We start from the raw sequence: 18,051 nt of genomic DNA on the forward strand, positions 1-18,051 counted from the left end.
GGCCTGAGCTAGCCCGGCTTGTGCGCCGTCAACAGGAAGGCAGGCATCTTGAATCGGCCCTTCTCGTCGAGCGGATACGACATCTCGAACGGCATGTCCGGGCGCTTGATGACGTTGGTGTGAATGAACGCGGGGCGAACCTCGTCGATTGCCCAGTACTTGCCGACGGCGGCCCGCAACTCGTCCTCGTCGACCTCGTTGGGCTTCTGCTCCAATTCGGCTGGGAACGCACCCTTGGCGAACACCAGGATGTAATAGGCGGCCCCTGGGGCGGCCGCGCGGAACACCGACTGTTGGTAAGCGTCGCGCCCCTCGATAGGTAGCGAATGGAACAACGTGGAGTCCATGATGGTGGTGAAGCGGCCGTCGTAGCCGGTGAACGTGGTGATGTCGTCCTGGACGAAGCTGGCATTCGGCAGGTTCCGTTCTTGCGCAGCCTTTTTGGCGGCAGCCACCGCGGTCGCCGTCAGTTCGATGCCCACGACGGTGTATCCGTCGGCCGCCAGGGACAGCGACAACTCGGCATGTCCGCAGCCGGCGTCCAGCACGTCACTGCGAACCTTGCCGTCGCGGATGAGCGCGGCGAGCTCGGGCTGGGGCTCGCCGATGTTCCACGGCGGCGGACCGTCGAAACCACCTTCCTCGCGGTAGGCGTCGTCCCAGTCCATCACCTCGAATTTCGTTGAATCGGTCATGCGATCCAACGTACGCGGCTCAGCCGGGCTCCTTGCCAACCGTCAAGGTCGCCCGGTAGTCCTCGAGTGCGAGCGACTCATCGGGGGTTTGGGGGTACGGCTCGAGCGACTTCATCGTGATCGTGTATTCGTCGAGCCGGGCCGTCTGATTGTTCGCGTTGGGAGCGGGGTTGGTATTGAACTCCAGCGTCGTCTCGCCACGGCCGGTCGGTTCGACGAGCAGGGCGATCCGCGCCTGGCCCGTCCAGAAGCATTCGACCTTCTTGGGACAGCGGGAGTCCTCCAGCACCTTGTCGAAGCGCAGGCGTAGGTCCTGGCCGTTGATCGTCGCTTCCTGTCCACCCTTGAGGGTGAACACCTGGTTGAGGTTGATTTGAAGTGGGTTGGCCGCGGCTTGTTCGGTGTGGCAGGCCACCGGGGCCAGTCCCAAGACCAGCGCCGCGAGCCACGTCTTCTTCATGATGGTCCGTCCCACGTGTGGACGGGTTCGTTGCTGTGCATCCGTTCGCAGTACAGCCGCAACATCTCCGCGAGCGCCTGCGGACGCGTAAGTCCGCGATCCTGAAGCGCGCGCACGGTCGCCACCTGCCATCTGGACCCGTTGCGCCCCGTCTTCGCGCGGCCCTCGATCACTGACAGGAAATGGTCGCGCACCGCCGGCGCGACGCCCCATGTGCTCAGTCCCTCATGCGCCAGTGGGAGTAGGTGCCGCAGCACCAGCTCGTCCGGCGCGACGCGACCCAGCCCCGGCCAGTAGAGCTGCGCATCCATGCCGTGCTTCGCAGCCGCGACGAAGTTCTGTTCTGCCGCAGCGAAACTCATCTTGGTCCAGACGGGCCGGTCCTCGTCGGAAAGCGAGCGCAGCAGGCCGTAGTAGAACGCCGAATTCGCGAGCATGTCCAGCACGGTCGGACCGGCGGGCAGCACGCGATTCTCCACTCGAAGATGTGGCCTGCCATCCACGACGTCGTACACCGGCCGGTTCCAGCGGTAGATCGTGCCGTTGTGCAGCCGCAGTTCGGGCAGCGTCGGGGTGCGCCCGGCCGCGAGTTCGGCGACCGGATCCTCGTCGGACAACTCCGGCAGCAGCGACGGGAAGTAACGCACGTTCTCCTCGAACAGGTCGAAGATCGACGTTATCCACCGTTCCCCGAACCACACTCGCGGGCGCACGCCCTGGGTCTTGAGTTCCTCGGGCCGCGTGTCGGTGGCTTGGGCGAACAGTTCGATGCGGGTTTCGGACCACAACTCGTGTCCGAAGAAGTATGGGGAGTTCGCGCCGAGCGCCAGTTGCGGGCCCGCTAGCAACTGGGCGGCGTTCCAGTACCGCGCGAAGCTGGCGGGTGACACCTGTAGGTGCAATTGCATGCTGGTGCAAGCGGATTCGGGGGCAATCGAGGCCGATTGCAGACTGAGCCGCTCGGGCCCGTCGATGTCGATGTCGATGTCCTCGCCGCGCGCGGTGAAGATCGAGTCGTTGAGCGCCTGATACCTCGTCGAGGAGCTCATCCAGTCGCCCGAAAGATGCTCGGGCATCAGCGTCGGCAGGATGCCGATCATCACGATGTGGGCGCCGTCTTCGTTGGCCTTGGACTCGGCCGCGTTGAGGCTGGCGCGGACCTCGGCTTCCAGTTCGAACCCGGTTTGGCCGGGCAGCGGTCGCGGCGGAACGTTGAATTCGATGTTGTACGCGCCCAATTCGGTCTGATAAGCGGGGTCGGCAATCGATGTCAGGACGTCGGCGTTGCGCATCGCAGGCTGGTAGTCGGCGTCGACCAGGTTGCACTCGATCTCCATGCCGGTCATCGGCATGCCGACCTCGAAGCTGGCTTCGTGCAGCATCGTTTCGAAGACGTCGAGACTCAGCGCGACCTTGCGCCGGTACTCGCGGCGGTGCGCGCGAGTGAATGTCGTCTGTGTGACGTCATCACCCATGTGCGACACCCGCGGAAGCCACCGCCACCTGCGGACTCATCAACCCGCCGTGCAATTCGACCTCCACCCCGGCGTGTGCAGCGAGCGCGCGCAGCGCCGACGGGCTGTACGTGCGCAGCGAGGTGATGAGGCCGTCGTGCACGAACGGCACGAACGGTGCGAACGGCAGCATCGTCGCCAGGCGTAGCAGGTGCAGCGGCGCCGGCGGCCGAGGCATGTCGATGATCAGCAACTTCGTGGCGACCCGGGTGCCCTCGGCGAACACACGCGCGGCTTCCAGCGGTGGCAGGTGATGGAAGGAGAGTGCGAAGACCGCGAGGTCGAAGCTACCGTCGGCGGCGTCGATCGCGGTGGCGTCGAGCTCGCGGACCACGGCGCGGGGGTGGGCGCCGAGTTCCCCCGAGCCGATCGCGGCGACTGATTCGGGTTCGACGTCGGTGACGGTCAACTGCGCAGTGGGGTGCAGCTCCAGCAGCTTTGCCGACAGACCGCCATGACCGGAGCCGAGCTCGAGGATTCGGGGATCGGGGACGTCGGCCACTTCATCGAGGGCGAGCTGCGCAAACCTTTGGTGGTTCCCGAACCATTCGCCGGTGCGCTCCAACGCCTTTACGACGCTGCGCTTGCGTGCGGCGTCGGCAGGGGTATTGCAGTCGCGGTCGAGGTACTCGGGCCGGTCGGTCTGCAAGGCCCGGTCCAGGCACGACGCGTCCGGGCCGCCGCGGGGCATGCGGGCGATGTCACCGATGGGTCGGGTCGGCTTTTCCACTAGGGGCGTCGCAGACCCTTAGGGCCCGAAGAGCGGTATGGGCCCGCTACCGGGGATGGTGAGGACGTCGGGTATCTGCGGCCGTTCCGTAGGCACCTTTGCCCCGTCACGGTAGACGAGAGTCCCGGTGTACGCGCCGTTCTCGAAGTTGTCGTAGTAGAAGTGACCTTCGACGATGTACTGACAGACGGCGTGAGTCACCTGGTCCGGCGTGGTGCTCGTGGCGAAGACACCGCCGACCTCGGGGGAGTCGCACTGGGCCTTCGGGTCGGCGGGGGCATCGGAATCGGGGTCGGCGTGGGCGACCGCGCTCAGCACCATGGGAGCAGCAGCGAATACGGCCACGAGGGCTGCGATCCTGCGACCACAACCGATCACATCTTTGTTGATCAACGGCACCTTTCGGTCGAGGGTGCCCGACCACGACCACTCTAGCGGCGACGCCGCGCAACGACGAGCGTTCGGCCGATCGCCTGCAGTTGCCATCCATCGCCGCCATCATTGACCATCGACGGGACCGGAGAGCAGGAGAATCAGTTGGCCGACTTCGTAGCCGCCATCGACCAGGGCACCACCAGCACCCGATGCATGATCTTCGACCACGACGGTGCCGAGGTCGGGCGTCACCAGCTTGAGCACGAGCAGCTCCTGCCGCAGGCCGGTTGGGTCGAGCACAACCCGGTGGAGATCGCCGAACGTACTGAGTCGGTGATCAAGTCCGCGCTGAATTCCACCAAGCTGGTCGCGGGCGACCTGGCCGCGTTGGGCATCACCAACCAGCGTGAGACGGCACTGGTGTGGAACCGCAAGACGGGCCGGCCGTACTACAACGCGATCGTGTGGCAGGACACCCGTACCGACCGGATCGCGTCGGCGCTCGACCGTGACGGGCGGGGCGACGTCATTCGGCGCAAGGCCGGGTTGCCGCCCGCGACGTACTTCTCCGGTGGCAAGGTGCAGTGGATTCTGGAAAACGTCGACGGCGTGCGCGAGGCCGCCGAGCGGGGTGACGCGATCTTCGGAACGTCCGACACCTGGGTGCTGTGGAACCTCACCGGCGGCCCGCGTGGTGGCGTCCACGTCACTGACGTCACCAACGCCAGCCGGACCATGCTGATGAATCTCGAGACGCTGGACTGGGACGAAGAGTTGTTGGGGTTCTTCGGAATTCCCCGTCAGATGCTTCCGCGGATAGCGCCGTCGTCGTCGCCTGATCCGTATGGAACGACGCTCGCGGACGGCCCACTCGGCGGTGAGGTCGCTGTCACCGGCATCGTGGGGGACCAGCAGGCCGCGATGGTCGGTCAGGTGTGCTTGTCCGCGGGGGAGGCCAAGAACACCTACGGCACAGGCAATTTCCTGCTGCTCAACACCGGTGAGAAGATCGTGCGCTCGGAGAACGGGCTGCTGACTACGGTGTGCTACCAGTTCGGTGACGCGAAACCCGTTTACGCCCTTGAGGGTTCGATTGCGGTCACCGGATCGGCCGTGCAGTGGCTGCGCGACCAGTTGGGCATCATCAGCGGCGCCGCGCAAAGCGAGTCACTCGCGCGGCAGGTCTCCGACAACGGCGGCGTGTACTTCGTGCCCGCCTTCTCCGGACTGTTCGCCCCGTACTGGCGCTCCGATGCGCGCGGGGCGATCGTCGGACTGTCCCGGTTCAACACCAATGCTCACGTGGCGCGCGCGACGCTCGAGGCCATTTGCTACCAGAGCCGCGACGTCGTCGACGCGATGGAGGCTGACTCCGGCGTTCACCTCGAGGTGCTCAAGGTCGACGGCGGCATCACGGCCAACGACCTGTGCATGCAGATCCAATCCGACGTGTTGGGCGTCGACGTGGTCAAGCCGGTGGTCGCCGAGACGACCGCGCTCGGGGCGGCCTATGCGGCGGGCCTGGCCGTCGGGTTTTGGGAAAGCCCCGACGACCTGCGGGCCAACTGGCAGGAGGGCAAGCGCTGGACGACGTCGTGGTCCGACGACCAGCGGGCCGCCGGCTACGCAGGTTGGCAGAAGGCGGTGCAGCGCACGCTGGACTGGGTCGACATCGAGTGATTTCGGCGTGCTATTCGGGGGTGAGTCCCGAGAACCGCGCCGAAATCGCAAGGGAGCTAGGGGTTGAAGTCCGCGGGTAGCTCGATGTCCGCGACGGCCAGGTTCTCCTCGAGATGCGCGACGGACGACGTGCCGGGGATGAGCAGCACGTTGGGGGCGACGGCCAGCGTCCACGCGAGCGCGATCTGCGCAGGCGTCCGGCCGAGCTCCGCGGCGGCCTGCTCCACGGCAGGGTTGCCGAGCACCGGGTTCTCCGGGTTGAATGCCGAGCCCAATGGGAAGAACGGAACGAAGGAGATGCCGCGCTCGGTGCACAGGTCGAGCACCGGCTGAGACGTCCTGTCGACCAGGTTGTACGCGTTCTGAACCGTGACGATCTCGGTGCGGTCCAACGCGATTCGCAGGTGATCGACGGTGATGCTGGACAGGCCGATGCCGGCGATCAGCCCTTCGTCGCGAGCCTTGATCATGGTGGTCAGCTGACGGTCGAACAATTCGCGGTCGATGTCGGATGCGGCACTTGGGTCGTCGGAGTTGTGGATGCGCAGATTGACCGCCGCAAGGCGATCGGTTCCGAGGGTGCGCAGATTCTGCTCGATGTCCGCGCGCAACTCGTCGGGCTCCCCGGCGGGAAGCCACGCGCCAGTACCGTCCCGGCGGGCGCCGACCTTGGAGACCAGCGCGAGGTTCGACGGGTAAGGGTGCAAGGCCTCGTGGATCAACTCGTTGGCAACGTTCGGGCCGTAGAACTGTGCGGTGTCGATGTGGTCGACGCCGAGCTCGACGGCACGCTTGAGCACGGCGATGGCCTGGTCGTGATCGCGGGGCGGTCCGAAGACACCTGGCCCGGGAAGTTGCATGGCGCCGAATCCGATGCGATGGACCCGGTATGCGCCGATATGGAAATTGGTCATATGTACTACCTACACGGATTCGGCGCGGTTTCATCCGCTAAAGCGTTTGAAACCGCGCCGAATTCACGTTTTATTCTGACTCGCCCAGGATCTGGTAGATCTCCTTGCGGGCGTTGTTGACGATGTCGAGGATGCGCTTCTGCTGGTCGCCGGTGGACGCGAACGCGGACTGCCGGATGGCGCCCATCAGCTGGCCGACGGCGCTGCGCAGGTTGACGGCGCCAGGGTCGGCGCCTTCGGTGATCTCGTCCCACGGCGCGGTTTCGATCTTCTCGGCCGCTGCGCGACCTACTGCGGTGAGCTCGAACAGCTTCTTGCTGCCATCGCTCTCGGTGCCAACGATGAGGTCTTCGTCGACCAGCAGCTGCAGGGTCGGGTAGACCGAGCCGGGGCTCGGCTTCCACAGATCCTGGCTACGCGCGGCGATCTCCTGGATCATCTCGTAGCCGTGCATGGGCCGCTCGGCGAGCAGCTTGAGGATTGCCGCACGCACGTCACCGCGCCTGCCGCGTCCTCCGCCGCGCCTGCCGCCACGGTGGCCGCCGCCGGGGCCGAAACCGCCGCCGGGGCCGAAGCCGAAGCCGGGTCCACCGAAGCCGGGTCCGCCGAAGCCGCGGCCGGGACCGAAGCCTCCGAAACCGGCGTCGCCACGGTGCTCACGCACATGGTCGCGGTAGTCGCGGCGGGCCTGACGGCACTGCTCGTGAATTGCCCGACGATCGACGGGGCCGAAGCCGAAGCCGAATCCGCCGGCCGACGGCGATCCGAAGGGGCCTTCTGGGGGTGTGAATGGGGTGTTCATGGGTTGTCTCCTTGGGGGTCTGGAAACGCCTCATGCGCTTCCGATACGTTGACGATATATCGGAAACTATCGCGATGCAACCAAGAAGGCGAAGTTATTTTTGGGCCCGTTCGTCGATCGCCGTCAGGAGCCAACGCGCCCACTGCTCCTCCATGGCGGCGTCGCGTAACCCAAACTCCAGCGCGGCCCGGCTGTAGAAGTCGGTGTCAGACGCGCTCCAGTGCACCGAATCGCGAAGCTGCTCAAGCCTTTTGAGCTCAGAGCCGGCATGCTTGGCAAACCTGGCGGCGTATTTCCGCGCGTCCGCCGGTGCGAGTTCACCGAGCAGGAAGACGCGCACCAGGTCGGGTCTGCGGATCGGCGGATCGTCGCCGGTGTCGTTGATCCAGCGGACGAGTTCGGAGCGCCCGGCACCGGTGATGCGGTACTCCTTGCGGCCACGTGGGCCGATGTCAGAGACCTCGATCAGGGCGGCGTCCGCAAGCTTGTTGAGCTCGCCGTACAGCTGACTCTGGGTGGCCGACCACACGTTGGCCATCGACTGTTCGAAGCGTTTCAGCAGGTCATACCCGCTGCCCGAGGATTGGGCGAGCAGTCCGAGGGTGGCGTAGCGAAGGCTCACCGGAAAAGCGTACGGCCCGACATTCCAATTGTGGAATGTCGGGCCGCGACGGAGTGTCGATCAGGCGGCTGCTTCCGCCTCGACGCTTTCTGTCAGCGGCGTCATCTTCCACGCGCCGCGCGTCGCCATGACGTAGTACAGGACGAAGGCCACTCCGCAGCCGATGAACCAGCTGTACTGGGCAGCGCCCGTCATCCCCACGACCATGCCGCCGAGCAGCACGGGGGCCATGGCCAGGATCGCGCCCACCAGCGTGGACACCACCGCGACCGGGTTGTAGCCGCCTTTGTACCAGTAGTTGGCGGTCTTCGACATGGTGAACAGGTCGTCGACGACGATCTTCTGCTTGCGAATCAGGTAGAAGTCCGCGATGAGCACACCGAACAGCGGGCCGATGAACGCGCCGAGCGTCTCCAGCGTGTAGTGGATGACCTCCGGGTTCCCGTACAGGTTCCACGGCGTGAGCAGTACCGAGCCGACGGCGGCGATCATGCCGCCCATGCGCCAGCTGATCCGCTGCGGACTGACGTTGGAGAAGTCGAACGCGGGCGAAATGAAGTTGGCCACGATGTTGATGCCGATGGTAGCGATGGAGAAGGTCAAGGCGCCCAACACGATTGCGGTGACACTGTCGATGCGCGCGACGGTCTGCACCGGATCGGTGAGCAGTTCGCCGAACACCGGGACCGTGGCGGCCGCGGTGATGACGACCAGTAGTGAGAACACCAGGAAGTTGACGGGCAGGCCAAGGAAGTTGCCCTTCTTCACTGCCGCGAAGCTCTTTCCGTAGCGGGCGAAGTCACCGAAGTTGAGCATCGGACCGGAGAAGTAGGACACCACCAGCGCGATCGCGCCGAGCATGATGACCAGCGTGTTGCCCTTCTTCTCGCCACCGAGGTTCAGGCTGACGTGCCAGCCCGACTTCCACAGCAGGTAGCCGCACAGGATGAACATCACGACGTAGACCGCGGGTCCGCAGAAGTCGATGAACTTGCGGATCGACTCCATGCCTCGCCAGAACACCGCCGCCTGAAGGATCCACAGCAGGGTGAAGCTGCCCCAGCCCAGCAGCGAAAGGCCCGTGAAGCCGTATTGCTCGACGTCGGCGTACGGCATCAACCCGGGGAAGAGCTTCAGCAGCACGACGTCCAGGGCGGCCGAGGCCAGGTAGGTCTGGATGCCGTACCACGCGACGGCGATCAGGCCGCGGATGATCGCTGGGATGTTGGCTCCGAGCACACCGAACGGGCTGCGGCACACCACGGGGTACGGAACCCCGGCCTGCTGACTGGGTTTGGCCACCAGGTTGCAGAGGAAGTAGACGATCGTGATGCCGACCAAAAGCGCGATGAGCACCTGCCAGCTGGCCAGTCCGAGCGCGAACAGGCTGCCCGCCGTGACGTACCCGCCGACGCTGTGCACGTCGGACATCCAGAACGCGAAGATGTTGTACGACGTCCAGGACTGCTTGCCGAGCGGCGCGAGGTCTTCGTTGGTCAGGCGGAGGTCGTAGTCCGGCTTGATCACTCCACCGCCGACGGGGTGACCGGCCGCCTCGACGAGGTCGCCCGCCGCGATCTTGGCACCCGGAAGAACGTCTCGTGTCTCGGTCATCTGGCTGCTCCCTGTCCCTGTCGTCCAAAGGACGCGCGATGGTGGGAAAGGTAACGTCGCCGTGTTTCACAGCCGTTGCGTAGGAAATATATTTCGAGCGCATGCGAAACATGGCCGACTCATTGGGTAACACGCGGTCCGTCAGTCGCGAGTTATCAACCCGGTATCCGGCGGAAGGGTGGACACCACGGCGTTGAGCCTGCGGTGATGGTCGGCGCTGACCGCCAGTAGCGCGTCGGCGTCTCGAGCCAGGAAGGCCTCCAGCATCTGCCCGTGGTCGGCGTGCAGGGCGGCCCGGTCGGACGGATGCACGTGGACCATCAATTGCACGGGTTCGGTGATGTTCCAGGCAGATTCGAGCATGTGGACCAGGCGCAGCATTCCCGACGGCCGGGTCAGGCCGAAGTGAAAGTGCCGGCTCTGGCGGTGGTAGGTGTGCGGATCATCCTCGGCGACAGCCCTTTCCAGTAATCGGTGCGCGGCGGCGACGGTGGCTCGATCCGCGTCGGTGGCGTTCGCGACGGCCGCGGACAACGCTGCCGACTCGAGCGTCTCGCGCACGATGTACAGCTCGGCCAGTTCGGTGGCGGTGAGCCGAGCGACGGCATATCCGACGTTCGGCTGGTGATCGACGAGTCCTTCCGCGGTGAGCGTCTTGAGGCTCTCCCGTACCGGGATGGGGCTGACGCCGAAGACTTCGGCGACCTCGTTGACCGGGATCGGCGACCCCGGCGGAGCGCCACCGTCGAGTATCACTCGGCGTATTTCGTCGACGATGGCGCGTTGCGAGCCGTCCGCACGGTTGAGTTTGGCGAGCAGCGCTGAACGTCGGCGCGCGCGCATGACGTGCATCTTGCTACGTGGGGCAGGCATCTGCCGAGTGACTACATTTCACTATTGACATGTCATAAGTGGAGTGTCAGGCTGGATCACAGTTCCAACAGCCCTGACTCCCGTCGCTTCGCTTGCCCCGTTCCCGAAGGAGATTCATCGTGACTGACATCCAGGACCGCTCTTCCGAACCCGCCGGCCTTCCGACGACCGATGGCGGCCTACCGAACGACGGCTTCATCTTCACCACGGGCAACTACGCGCCGGTCGCCGACGAGCTCACCGAAGACCACCTGGTGGTCGAGGGCGCAGTGCCCGCCGAACTCGACGGGTGGTACCTGCGCAACGGCCCCAACCCGCGCAAGGCCACCGGGCATTGGTTCACCGGCGACGGCATGATCCACGGCGTCCGCATCGAGGACGGCAAGGCGAAGTGGTACCGCAACCGGTGGGTGCGCACCGACAGCTTCGTCGACCCTTTCCCGCTCTACAACCCCGACGGCACCCGCAACTTGCGGGCCAGCGTCGCGAATACGCACATCGTCAACCACGCGGGCAAGACCCTGGCATTGGTCGAGTCGTCGCTGCCGTATGAGATCACCAACGACCTGGAAACGGTGGGCGCCTACGACTTCGGCGGCCAGCTGGTCGACGCGATGACCGCACACCCCAAGATCTGCCCGACCACCGGCGAGTTGCACTTCTTCGGATACGGCAACATCTTCGAACCCCACGTCACCTATCACCGCGCAAATGCCAACGGGGAGTTGGTGATCAACCGTCCGCTGGACGTCAAGGCATTGACCATGATGCACGACTTCGCGCTCACCGCCGATCACGTGATCTTCATGGACCTTCCGATTGTGTTCAACCTTGACATCGCGGTCAGCGGCGAGCGGGACATGCCCTACCGCTGGGACGACGAATACGGCGCACGGCTCGGGGTGCTTCGCCGCGACGACCCGTTCGGCGAGGTGCGGTGGTTCGAGATCGACCCGTGCTACGTGTTCCACGTCGCGAACGCCCACGACTCCGCGGACGGGAAGTCGATTGTGCTGCAAGCGGTCCGGTACCCGGAACTGTGGCGCAATGACGGCGGATTCGACGCTGAGGGCGTCATGTGGACCTGGACCATCGACCTGGCTGCGGGTCGGGTGAGCGAGAGTCAACTCGACGACCGCGGTGTGGAGTTCCCGCGCATCGATGACCGGCTGGCCGGCCTGCCTGCGCGGTACTCGGTCTCGGTCGGGAGGCAGGGCTGGCTGCGCCACGACCTCTCGACCGGTGCCGCGGTCGCCCACGACCTGGGCAACGGCGGTCCGGGTGAAGCCGTCTTCGTGCCCGCGAGCGGTGCGCCCGACGAATCGAACGGGTACTACCTCGGGTACGTCTACGACCCGGCCCGCAACGGCAGCGACCTGGTGATCCTCGACGCCTCGGACTTCGCGGGTGATGCGATAGCCAGGATCAAGCTGCCGACGCGGGTTCCGTACGGGTTCCACGGAAACTGGATAAGCGCCTAGTCGGCGGGGTGTTTCTGAGCCGATGTGATCACGCCTCGGTGAGGAAATCCTTCCATCGACCTGGCGCGGGCTCCGGCACCTTGCGTGGGGTTGAGTCACATTCGGATGCGCCGAATCTACTCCTGATGGCCGCCGCCGCATGGCAACTCGGACCTCGACTTACAACCCGTTGACAGCCACCGGGATTATCGTGTCCGAATGGCTGTCAAGTGGCTCGATGCACCCGAAGACCATGACTACGGGGCGGCGGCCGACTATCTGAGCCTCGTCGCGGATTCGTCGACGGTGGGAAAGACGGTCGATGCGCTCAAGTCCGCGAAACCGGTGTTCCGCAAGGCCAAGGACATTCTGCGTGCCGCGCAGCTGACCTTGCTGCCAGAGTCGAATGCGCATGTGAAAGCCGATCTCGCCAAGGTCGCCGATGGCAAAGCGCTGTCGCCGATTCTGTTGGTACGTGGTGATTTTCGTACTGCTAACCCACTGCAGATCGCTGACGGCTACCACCGGGTGTGTGCCAGTTACATGACCGACGAGAACACTCCGATCCCGTGTCGGCTGGTGTCGTGGAAATCCTGACGCGCTGACATGAGCGGCTTCGGGTTTCACACCCTGGCGCTGATTGCCGTCATCGGGCTGGCGGGTCCGCTGTTGGCCGCCGTGCCCCGCATCGGCGTACCCGTGATTGTCGGGGAACTCGCAGCCGGGATCATCGTCGGGCGAACCGGATTCGGCATCGTCGATCCCGACAACCAGACCTTCATGCTGCTGGCCAACATCGGCTTCGCGCTCGTCATGTTCGTGGTCGGCACCCACGTGCCCGTGCACAACGCCGCCCTGCGCAGTGCACTACCCAAGGCGCTGATGCGTGCCGTCCTCGTCGGTGCGGTGGCAGCGGTGCTCGGGGTCGTCCTTGCGCACGCCTTCGGCACCGGGCACGCGCTGCTGTACGCGGTGCTCATGGCGTCCTCGTCGGCGGCGCTGGCGCTACCGATCATCGACTCGCTCGGGCTGACGGGTCCGCCCGTGTTGTCCGTCACTGCGCAGATCGCGATCGCCGACGCCGCGTCGATCGTGTTGCTGCCGTTGGTGATCGACCCGAGCCGCGCTCCGCGGGCGGCGCTCGGTGCACTGGCGATCGTCGCGTGCGCCCTGGTGTTGTACGTGGTGCTGAAGTACTTCGACACCCGAGGCTTGCGCAAGCGGCTGCACCACTACTCGCACGTACACAACCTGGCCCTGGAACTGAGGGTCAGCCTGCTCGTGCTCTTCGGGCTGGCCGCGCTGGCGGTGTTCACCCACGTGTCGATCATGTTGGCGGGCTTCGCGCTCGGCCTGGTGATGTCGGCTATCGGTGAGCCCCGGCGACTGGCACGTCAACTCTTCGGCGTCACCGAGGGCTTCTTCGGGCCGCTCTTCTTCGTCTGGCTCGGGGCCTCACTGCAGGTACGCGAACTCGCCGATCATCCCAAGTTCATCGGGCTCGGGGTTGCGCTGGGACTCGGTGCGGTGCTGGCGCACTGCGTCGGTCGACTGGTTGGTCAGCCCCTGACGTTGGCCGCGTTCGCGGCGGCACAGCTAGGCGTACCGGTCGCCGCGGCCACGCTCGGCATCGAACAGCGTCTGCTCGGGGACGGGGAACCGTCCGCCCTGATTCTCGGCGCGCTGATCACCATCGGCGTCACTTCGGTGGCCGGCGCGCTGGCCAAGCGCGCTCAGAGCGCCGATGCCGCGGCGCCCGCCGCGTAGGCCGCGTCGCGGCGGTACGCGTTGGGGCTGACGCCGTATGCCCGCTTGAACGCGCTGGAGAGCGCGAACGGGGTGCCGTAGCCGACTGCGCGGGCGATGGTCGCAATGGTGGTCGCGGACGCGCGCAACATGTCGGCGGCAAGCGCGAGCCGCCAACTCGTGAGGAAGGCGATCGGTGGTTCACCGACGCGTTCGGTGAAGCGTCGCGCGAACAGTGCGCGCGAACACCCAACGGCGGCGGCGAGATTGGCCACCGTCCACGGGTGGGCGGGATTGTGGTAGATCAGCTTGAGCGCGCGCCCCACCACCGGATCGCGCTCGGCGTGCCACCAGGTCGGCGCGTTGTCGGCGCGGTCGAACCACGCCCGCAGCACGTCGATGAGCAACAGGTCCAACAGTCGGTCGAGGTAAGCCTCCTGGCCGGGTCCGGCGCGGCTGGCCTCCGCGTCGAGCAGGTCGACCAACGGTGTGGACCATTCGTCGACGCGCAGCACCAGCACCGTCGGAAGCGCATCGAGCAGACGCGAACTCACCTCGCTGCGGCCCTCGTACGCGCATATGACGCCGCAGTGCGCACCATCGTCGGCGTTGCCCCACGTGCGGACCCCGACCGACATCGTGAACCTCAGATCCTCGCCGTGCAGCGTCGTACACCTATTGCCGGGGTGGATGACGACCTGTGGCGTGGTGGCCGGATCGTCGGCGAACACGTAGTGCTCGGTGCCGCGCGCCAATGCGACGTCGCCCGGGTGCACCGCGAACGTGTCGCCGGAGTCGGTGACGATGACCGTATCGCCGCGGATCATGCAGATCAGCGTCAGCGGGGCGTCGTCCTGAATGCGCATCGACCACGGCGGGTCCAACGACATGCGCAACACGAAAGCCCCGCGTGCGCGCACCCCGTCGAGCAACCCACCGAGCGCATCCATGCGCTCAACTGTAGACGGATGCGTATGAATGTCGGACTAATGACGATGGATCGTCTCGCGAGATGGCGATCTACTTGGGTCATGTCAACGAGCCCATACGTCCTCGCCACCGCCGGCGCAGCCATCACATCGGCGGCCGTCGGCGGATTGTTCTACGCCTTCTCGACCTTCGTCATGAAGGGCCTGGACCGTACCGAACCCGCCCAGGCCATCACGGCCATGCGCGGCCTGAACGCGGAGGCGCAGGCCAACGCGCCGTTCCTCGCGCTGTTCGTCGGGTCCGCACTGCTGGCGCTCGGCGTCGGCGTCGCGGCAGCAGTGCGGCTGGCACAACCCGGGTCGGGTTACGTGCTGGCCGGGGCTGCGCTCGGTCTGGTCGCGTTCGTCGTCACGATGGCGTTCAACGTCCCGTTGAACAATCGACTCGACGCGCTCGATCCGAACGGGTTGTCCGCGGCCGACGCGTGGCGCGACTGGCACGCCTACTTGGCGCCGTGGACGGCCTGGAATCACGTTCGGACCGTGGCCCCGCTGGCGGGGTCGGTGCTGATGCTGGTCGGTCTGAACCGTTCCTGAAGGCAAACGCGACTACGGCGGCGGCGATCAGCGTGAGCACGCCCGCGATGATCGACGTGGGCGCGATGCCCGAGTCGAATGCGGTGTGAGCCGAGTCGAGCAGCGGTCCGGCGACGTCTCCTGGCAGTGTCTTTGCGACGGCCGCCGCCCCCCCGATGCTCTCCCCGGCGTCAGCTGCCTGCTGCGCGGAAAGGCCCTGCGGCAGTTGCACGTTCGTGCGATAGAACGCCGTGAAGATGGTGCCGAGGGTGGCGGTGCCGATCACGGCCCCGAGTTCGTAGGCCGTCTCCGACACCGCCGACGCGGCACCGGACTTGGCAGCGGGCACCGACGAGACGATGGTGTCGTTGGTGATCGTCTGCGAGATTCCGACCCCGATCTCCAGCACGATGAACGACGCGATCACCGCGGCCACGTTGAGGTCGTGCCGGAACAGCAGGATCATCCCGAAGCCCGCGGAGACCAGCACCAGTCCGATGATGGTCAGCGTGTGCGGAGCGAACCACCTGACCAGGCGCACCACCCCGATGCCCGCGACCATCGACAGCAGGGCGCCCGGCAGCGTCACCAGCCCAGCCGCCAACGGGCTGAGGCCGAGCACCAGTTGCAGGTGCTGTGACACGAAGAAGATGAACCCGATGAGGCCGACGATCGACAGGAAGTTCGCCATGATCGACGACGCGAATGGGGCGTAGCCGAACAGCTTGACGTCGAACATGGGTGTGGCGCTGCGGTTCTGGCGCCGGACAAACATCAGCGCGGAGCCGACGCTGACCACCAGGGCCGCGCCGACCAACCAGGACAACCCGTCGTGTGCGCCGGTCTTGACGGCCCAGACCAGCGGAAGCATCGTCGTGAGCGACAGCAGCACGCTCAGCAGATCCAGCGGTCCCGGGTTCGGGTCACGCGACTCGGGCACCAGGCGCGGCGCCAATATCAGCAGCGGCAACAGGATCGGCACCGCGACGAGGAACACTGCGCCCCAGTGGAAGTGCTCGAGCAGCACCCCGCCGACGATCGGGCCCAGCGCCGAGCCCGCGGTGAAGGACGACGCCCAGATCGCGATGGCGAGCCTGCGGGCGGAGGCATCGACGAAGATGTTGCGTATCAGCGACATGGTGGACGGCATCAGCATCGCGCCGAAGAAGCCGAGCACTGCGCGCGCGGCGACGAGGTACCCGGCGCTAGGCGCGAACGCGGCGACGAACGACACGACGGCGAACCCGGCCGCGCCGATCAGCAGCATCTTGCGTCGGCCGATGCGGTCGCCGAGGCTGCCCATCGCCACCAGCAACGCGGCCAGTACCAGGGAGTACACGTCAACGATCCACAGCTGGGTGGACGCGGCGGGCCGGAAGTCCTGCGCGATGCTCGGCAGCGCGAACGCCAAGATGGTGTTGTCGACGGCGATGAGCAGCACCGGCAGCAGGAGCACGGCGAGGGCGAACCAGGCGCGGCGCGGGGTGCTGACGGTCTGCTTGGCGTCGACCCGGGTGGACATGATTTCTCCTGGCTTACTGCGTGTTCGGATTGATGGTGCCGTCGACGAGGCTGGCCATGATGGCGTCGACGATCTGAGTTCGGGGGGCGCTGCCCAGTCGCATGGCCTCGTAGCCCGCGTGCAGCAGCGCCCAGAAGACCAGCCGTGGCCAGCCGGGTGGGCCCGCCGAACCCTGACATGACGCGCGGTTGAGCACCTCGACGATGACCTCGTCGCCGGTGTCGAGCACGGCGGCCAGTTCCTTGTCGGCCATCAGAGTGGGGTCGTTGTAGACGAACGGAACGATCGGTCCGAGGTCGAGCTGACACTCGACGACGCGACGCAGGGCCTCGACGGGTGGACCGCAATCCGGCTCGGCGTGCTCGATCGCGGCGTTGCTGAGTTCGTGGACGTGGAGTGCGAGTTCGCGCAGCAAGTCGGAACGTTCGGCGAAGTAACGGTGCAGCGTGCTGCGGCCCACCTCCGCGGCGGTGGCGATGTCGCCTAGCGATGCAGTCGGCTGCTCCGCGAGCACCGACATCGCGGCGTCGAGGATCGCGCGACGGGTGCGGGAACGCGCCCCACCGTCATTCGACTTCGACACAGACATGAGTAGAAATATAGCACAGCACTACCAAAGTGGGACAATGGTGTCCCATTAGTCCGGAGCGGTGAAACCTCCAGATGGCTGCGGCGGTGCGGGGGGCTGCGGTGCCGCGTGAGGCGCGTACGCCGGCTGGTAGCCCTGCGGATAGCCGGGTGGCGGGTAGCCCGGTGGCGGATAGGCCGGCGGTGCTACCGGCTGCAGGCGCTGGAGCTCCCGGCGATGACGTTCGGCAAGTACCGCGGCCAGGATGAGTGATGGCGGCGTACCCGGCGGGGGCGGCGGGCTGACCTGCGCGACGATCTCGGAGCAGATGCGGTACCCCAGCTCGGCACGAATCTGAGGGTCCAATTGTGAGGCGCGGGACAGGAATTGGCGTGCCCGCTCGGCCTGCTCCGGCCTCAGCCCGGACATGTGAAGCGACGCCGCCCACCATGCCAGGGCCGGCGGCATCGGGGGCAGCGGGCTCAGGCGCGCCGTTCGCTCGCTGATCACCATCGTGCCCGCGAACACGTCGCCGATGCGCTTGCCCTTCGACGACAGCAGGCTGCAGATCACCGCGGGCCCACCAACGAACAGCCAGATCTCTATCGTCGACGCCAACGCCCGAAACAGCGCCTGACGGAAGCGCTCTGGGCCGCCATCGTCGGAGACGACCCGAAGGCCCATCGCCATCTTCCCCAGCGTGCGGCCCCGCGTCGTTACCTCGAAGACGAGCGGATAGCCGACGATCGTCAGCACGGTGAAGATGACGACCACCGCACCGGCGAGCGCGTCGTCGAACCGGGTCAGCACCGTCGCCGCCAGGACGAGCCCGATGAAGTAGCCGGTAAACATGATCGAGACGTCGATGAACGCCGATATCGCGCGGACCGGCAACTGTGCGATCGCAACGTCGAGGACCACGGCGTCGCCGGTCACCATCGGTTCCGGTTGGGCCGCCATGAAAGTAACGC

18 protein-coding genes and 1 pseudogene are annotated in these 18,051 nt (G+C 66.1%); 5 read left to right on the forward strand and 14 right to left on the reverse strand.

From position 1 onward, the window contains the following. Nucleotides 1–8: 8 nt before the first annotated feature. The 5 genes from SLQ30_RS27435 to SLQ30_RS27455 are packed head-to-tail and all read right to left on the reverse strand — an operon-like array spanning nt 9 to nt 3,744. Nucleotides 9–695: a class I SAM-dependent methyltransferase gene (locus SLQ30_RS27435; RefSeq protein WP_319449948.1), complete on the reverse strand. Its 687-nt coding sequence runs from the start codon at nt 693–695 to the stop codon at nt 9–11. A 19-nt stretch (nt 696–714) separates the two neighbouring features. After that, entirely contained in the window at nt 715–1,155 is a 441-nt protein-coding gene (locus SLQ30_RS27440; RefSeq protein WP_319449949.1) for a hypothetical protein, read from the reverse strand. Then, on the reverse strand, nt 1,152–2,630 hold the full coding sequence (locus SLQ30_RS27445) for a glutamate--cysteine ligase (protein WP_319449950.1): 1,479 nt from the start codon (nt 2,628–2,630) through the stop codon (nt 1,152–1,154). Before SLQ30_RS27445 ends, SLQ30_RS27440 begins: the two co-directional genes overlap by 4 nt. Next, nucleotides 2,623–3,360, reverse strand: a complete 738-nt coding sequence (locus SLQ30_RS27450) for a class I SAM-dependent methyltransferase (RefSeq protein ID WP_319450003.1) — start codon at nt 3,358–3,360, stop codon at nt 2,623–2,625. Before SLQ30_RS27450 ends, SLQ30_RS27445 begins: the two co-directional genes overlap by 8 nt. Before the next feature lie 57 nt (nt 3,361–3,417). Further along, nucleotides 3,418–3,744 carry a hypothetical protein gene (locus tag SLQ30_RS27455; RefSeq protein ID WP_319449951.1) on the reverse strand — a complete coding sequence of 109 codons (327 nt, stop codon included), beginning with the start codon at nt 3,742–3,744 and terminating at the stop codon, nt 3,418–3,420. 156 nt (nt 3,745–3,900) lie between these two features. Between SLQ30_RS27455 and glpK the strand changes: the two genes are divergently transcribed. Beyond that, complete coding sequence (gene glpK, locus SLQ30_RS27460; RefSeq protein ID WP_319449952.1) at nt 3,901–5,454, forward strand: glycerol kinase GlpK; 1,554 nt, start codon at nt 3,901–3,903, stop codon at nt 5,452–5,454. 56 nt (nt 5,455–5,510) lie between these two features. On the opposite strand, the gene SLQ30_RS27465 is transcribed toward glpK, so the two are convergent. The 5 genes from SLQ30_RS27465 to SLQ30_RS27485 form a co-directional block, all read right to left on the reverse strand. Further along, nucleotides 5,511–6,368, reverse strand: coding sequence for an oxidoreductase (locus tag SLQ30_RS27465; RefSeq protein ID WP_319449953.1), 858 nt, complete (start codon nt 6,366–6,368; stop codon nt 5,511–5,513). Between the two features lie 70 nt (nt 6,369–6,438). After that, nucleotides 6,439–7,170 carry a PadR family transcriptional regulator gene (locus tag SLQ30_RS27470; RefSeq protein WP_319449954.1) on the reverse strand — a complete coding sequence of 244 codons (732 nt, stop codon included), beginning with the start codon at nt 7,168–7,170 and terminating at the stop codon, nt 6,439–6,441. Nucleotides 7,171–7,264: 94 nt separating this feature from the next. Next, nucleotides 7,265–7,792: a PadR family transcriptional regulator gene (locus tag SLQ30_RS27475; RefSeq protein WP_319449955.1), complete on the reverse strand. Its 528-nt coding sequence runs from the start codon at nt 7,790–7,792 to the stop codon at nt 7,265–7,267. A 60-nt stretch (nt 7,793–7,852) separates the two neighbouring features. Further along, nucleotides 7,853–9,406 (reverse strand): NCS1 family nucleobase:cation symporter-1, encoded by a 1,554-nt coding sequence (locus tag SLQ30_RS27480; protein ID WP_319449956.1) that lies wholly within the window; start codon nt 9,404–9,406, stop codon nt 7,853–7,855. A gap of 141 nt (nt 9,407–9,547) precedes the next feature. After that, nucleotides 9,548–10,249: a GntR family transcriptional regulator gene (locus SLQ30_RS27485; protein ID WP_319450004.1), complete on the reverse strand. Its 702-nt coding sequence runs from the start codon at nt 10,247–10,249 to the stop codon at nt 9,548–9,550. Between the two features lie 227 nt (nt 10,250–10,476). On the opposite strand from SLQ30_RS27485, the gene SLQ30_RS27490 reads away from it, so the two are divergent. The 3 genes from SLQ30_RS27490 (at nt 10,477) to SLQ30_RS27500 (ending at nt 13,506) form a co-directional block, all read left to right on the forward strand. Continuing rightward, the gene (locus tag SLQ30_RS27490) at nt 10,477–11,760 is read left to right on the forward strand and encodes a carotenoid oxygenase family protein (RefSeq protein ID WP_319450005.1); all 1,284 of its coding nucleotides are present in this window, start codon (nt 10,477–10,479) and stop codon (nt 11,758–11,760) included. Nucleotides 11,761–11,958: 198 nt separating this feature from the next. Then, on the forward strand, nt 11,959–12,336 hold the full coding sequence (locus SLQ30_RS27495; RefSeq protein ID WP_319449957.1) for a hypothetical protein: 378 nt from the start codon (nt 11,959–11,961) through the stop codon (nt 12,334–12,336). 9 nt (nt 12,337–12,345) lie between these two features. Beyond that, complete coding sequence (locus SLQ30_RS27500; protein ID WP_319449958.1) at nt 12,346–13,506, forward strand: cation:proton antiporter; 1,161 nt, start codon at nt 12,346–12,348, stop codon at nt 13,504–13,506. Here the strand turns inward: SLQ30_RS27500 and SLQ30_RS27505 are convergent. Next, complete coding sequence (locus tag SLQ30_RS27505) at nt 13,473–14,435, reverse strand: AraC family transcriptional regulator (RefSeq protein WP_319449959.1); 963 nt, start codon at nt 14,433–14,435, stop codon at nt 13,473–13,475. The two genes, SLQ30_RS27500 and SLQ30_RS27505, sit on opposite strands and share 34 nt — an antisense overlap. 219 nt (nt 14,436–14,654) lie before the next feature. Between SLQ30_RS27505 and SLQ30_RS27510 the strand changes: the two are divergent. Next, a pseudogene (locus SLQ30_RS27510) lies at nt 14,655–14,924 on the forward strand (anthrone oxygenase family protein); the annotation flags it as partial. On the opposite strand, the gene lfrA reads toward SLQ30_RS27510, so the two are convergent. The 3 genes from lfrA to SLQ30_RS27525 are packed head-to-tail and all read right to left on the reverse strand — an operon-like array spanning nt 14,836 to nt 18,040. Then, nucleotides 14,836–16,512, reverse strand: coding sequence for an efflux MFS transporter LfrA (gene lfrA, locus SLQ30_RS27515; protein ID WP_319449960.1), 1,677 nt, complete (start codon nt 16,510–16,512; stop codon nt 14,836–14,838). The pseudogene SLQ30_RS27510 and the gene lfrA sit on opposite strands and share 89 nt — an antisense overlap. A 13-nt stretch (nt 16,513–16,525) precedes the next feature. After that, nucleotides 16,526–17,101: a TetR/AcrR family transcriptional regulator gene (locus SLQ30_RS27520; RefSeq protein WP_319449961.1), complete on the reverse strand. Its 576-nt coding sequence runs from the start codon at nt 17,099–17,101 to the stop codon at nt 16,526–16,528. A gap of 48 nt (nt 17,102–17,149) precedes the next feature. Beyond that, nucleotides 17,150–18,040 carry an RDD family protein gene (locus SLQ30_RS27525; protein ID WP_319449962.1) on the reverse strand — a complete coding sequence of 297 codons (891 nt, stop codon included), beginning with the start codon at nt 18,038–18,040 and terminating at the stop codon, nt 17,150–17,152. Nucleotides 18,041–18,051: the final 11 nt, after the last annotated feature.

It is taken from the genome of Mycobacterium sp. RTGN4 (genome assembly GCF_033804635.1).
Taxonomy (GTDB): domain Bacteria; phylum Actinomycetota; class Actinomycetes; order Mycobacteriales; family Mycobacteriaceae; genus Mycobacterium.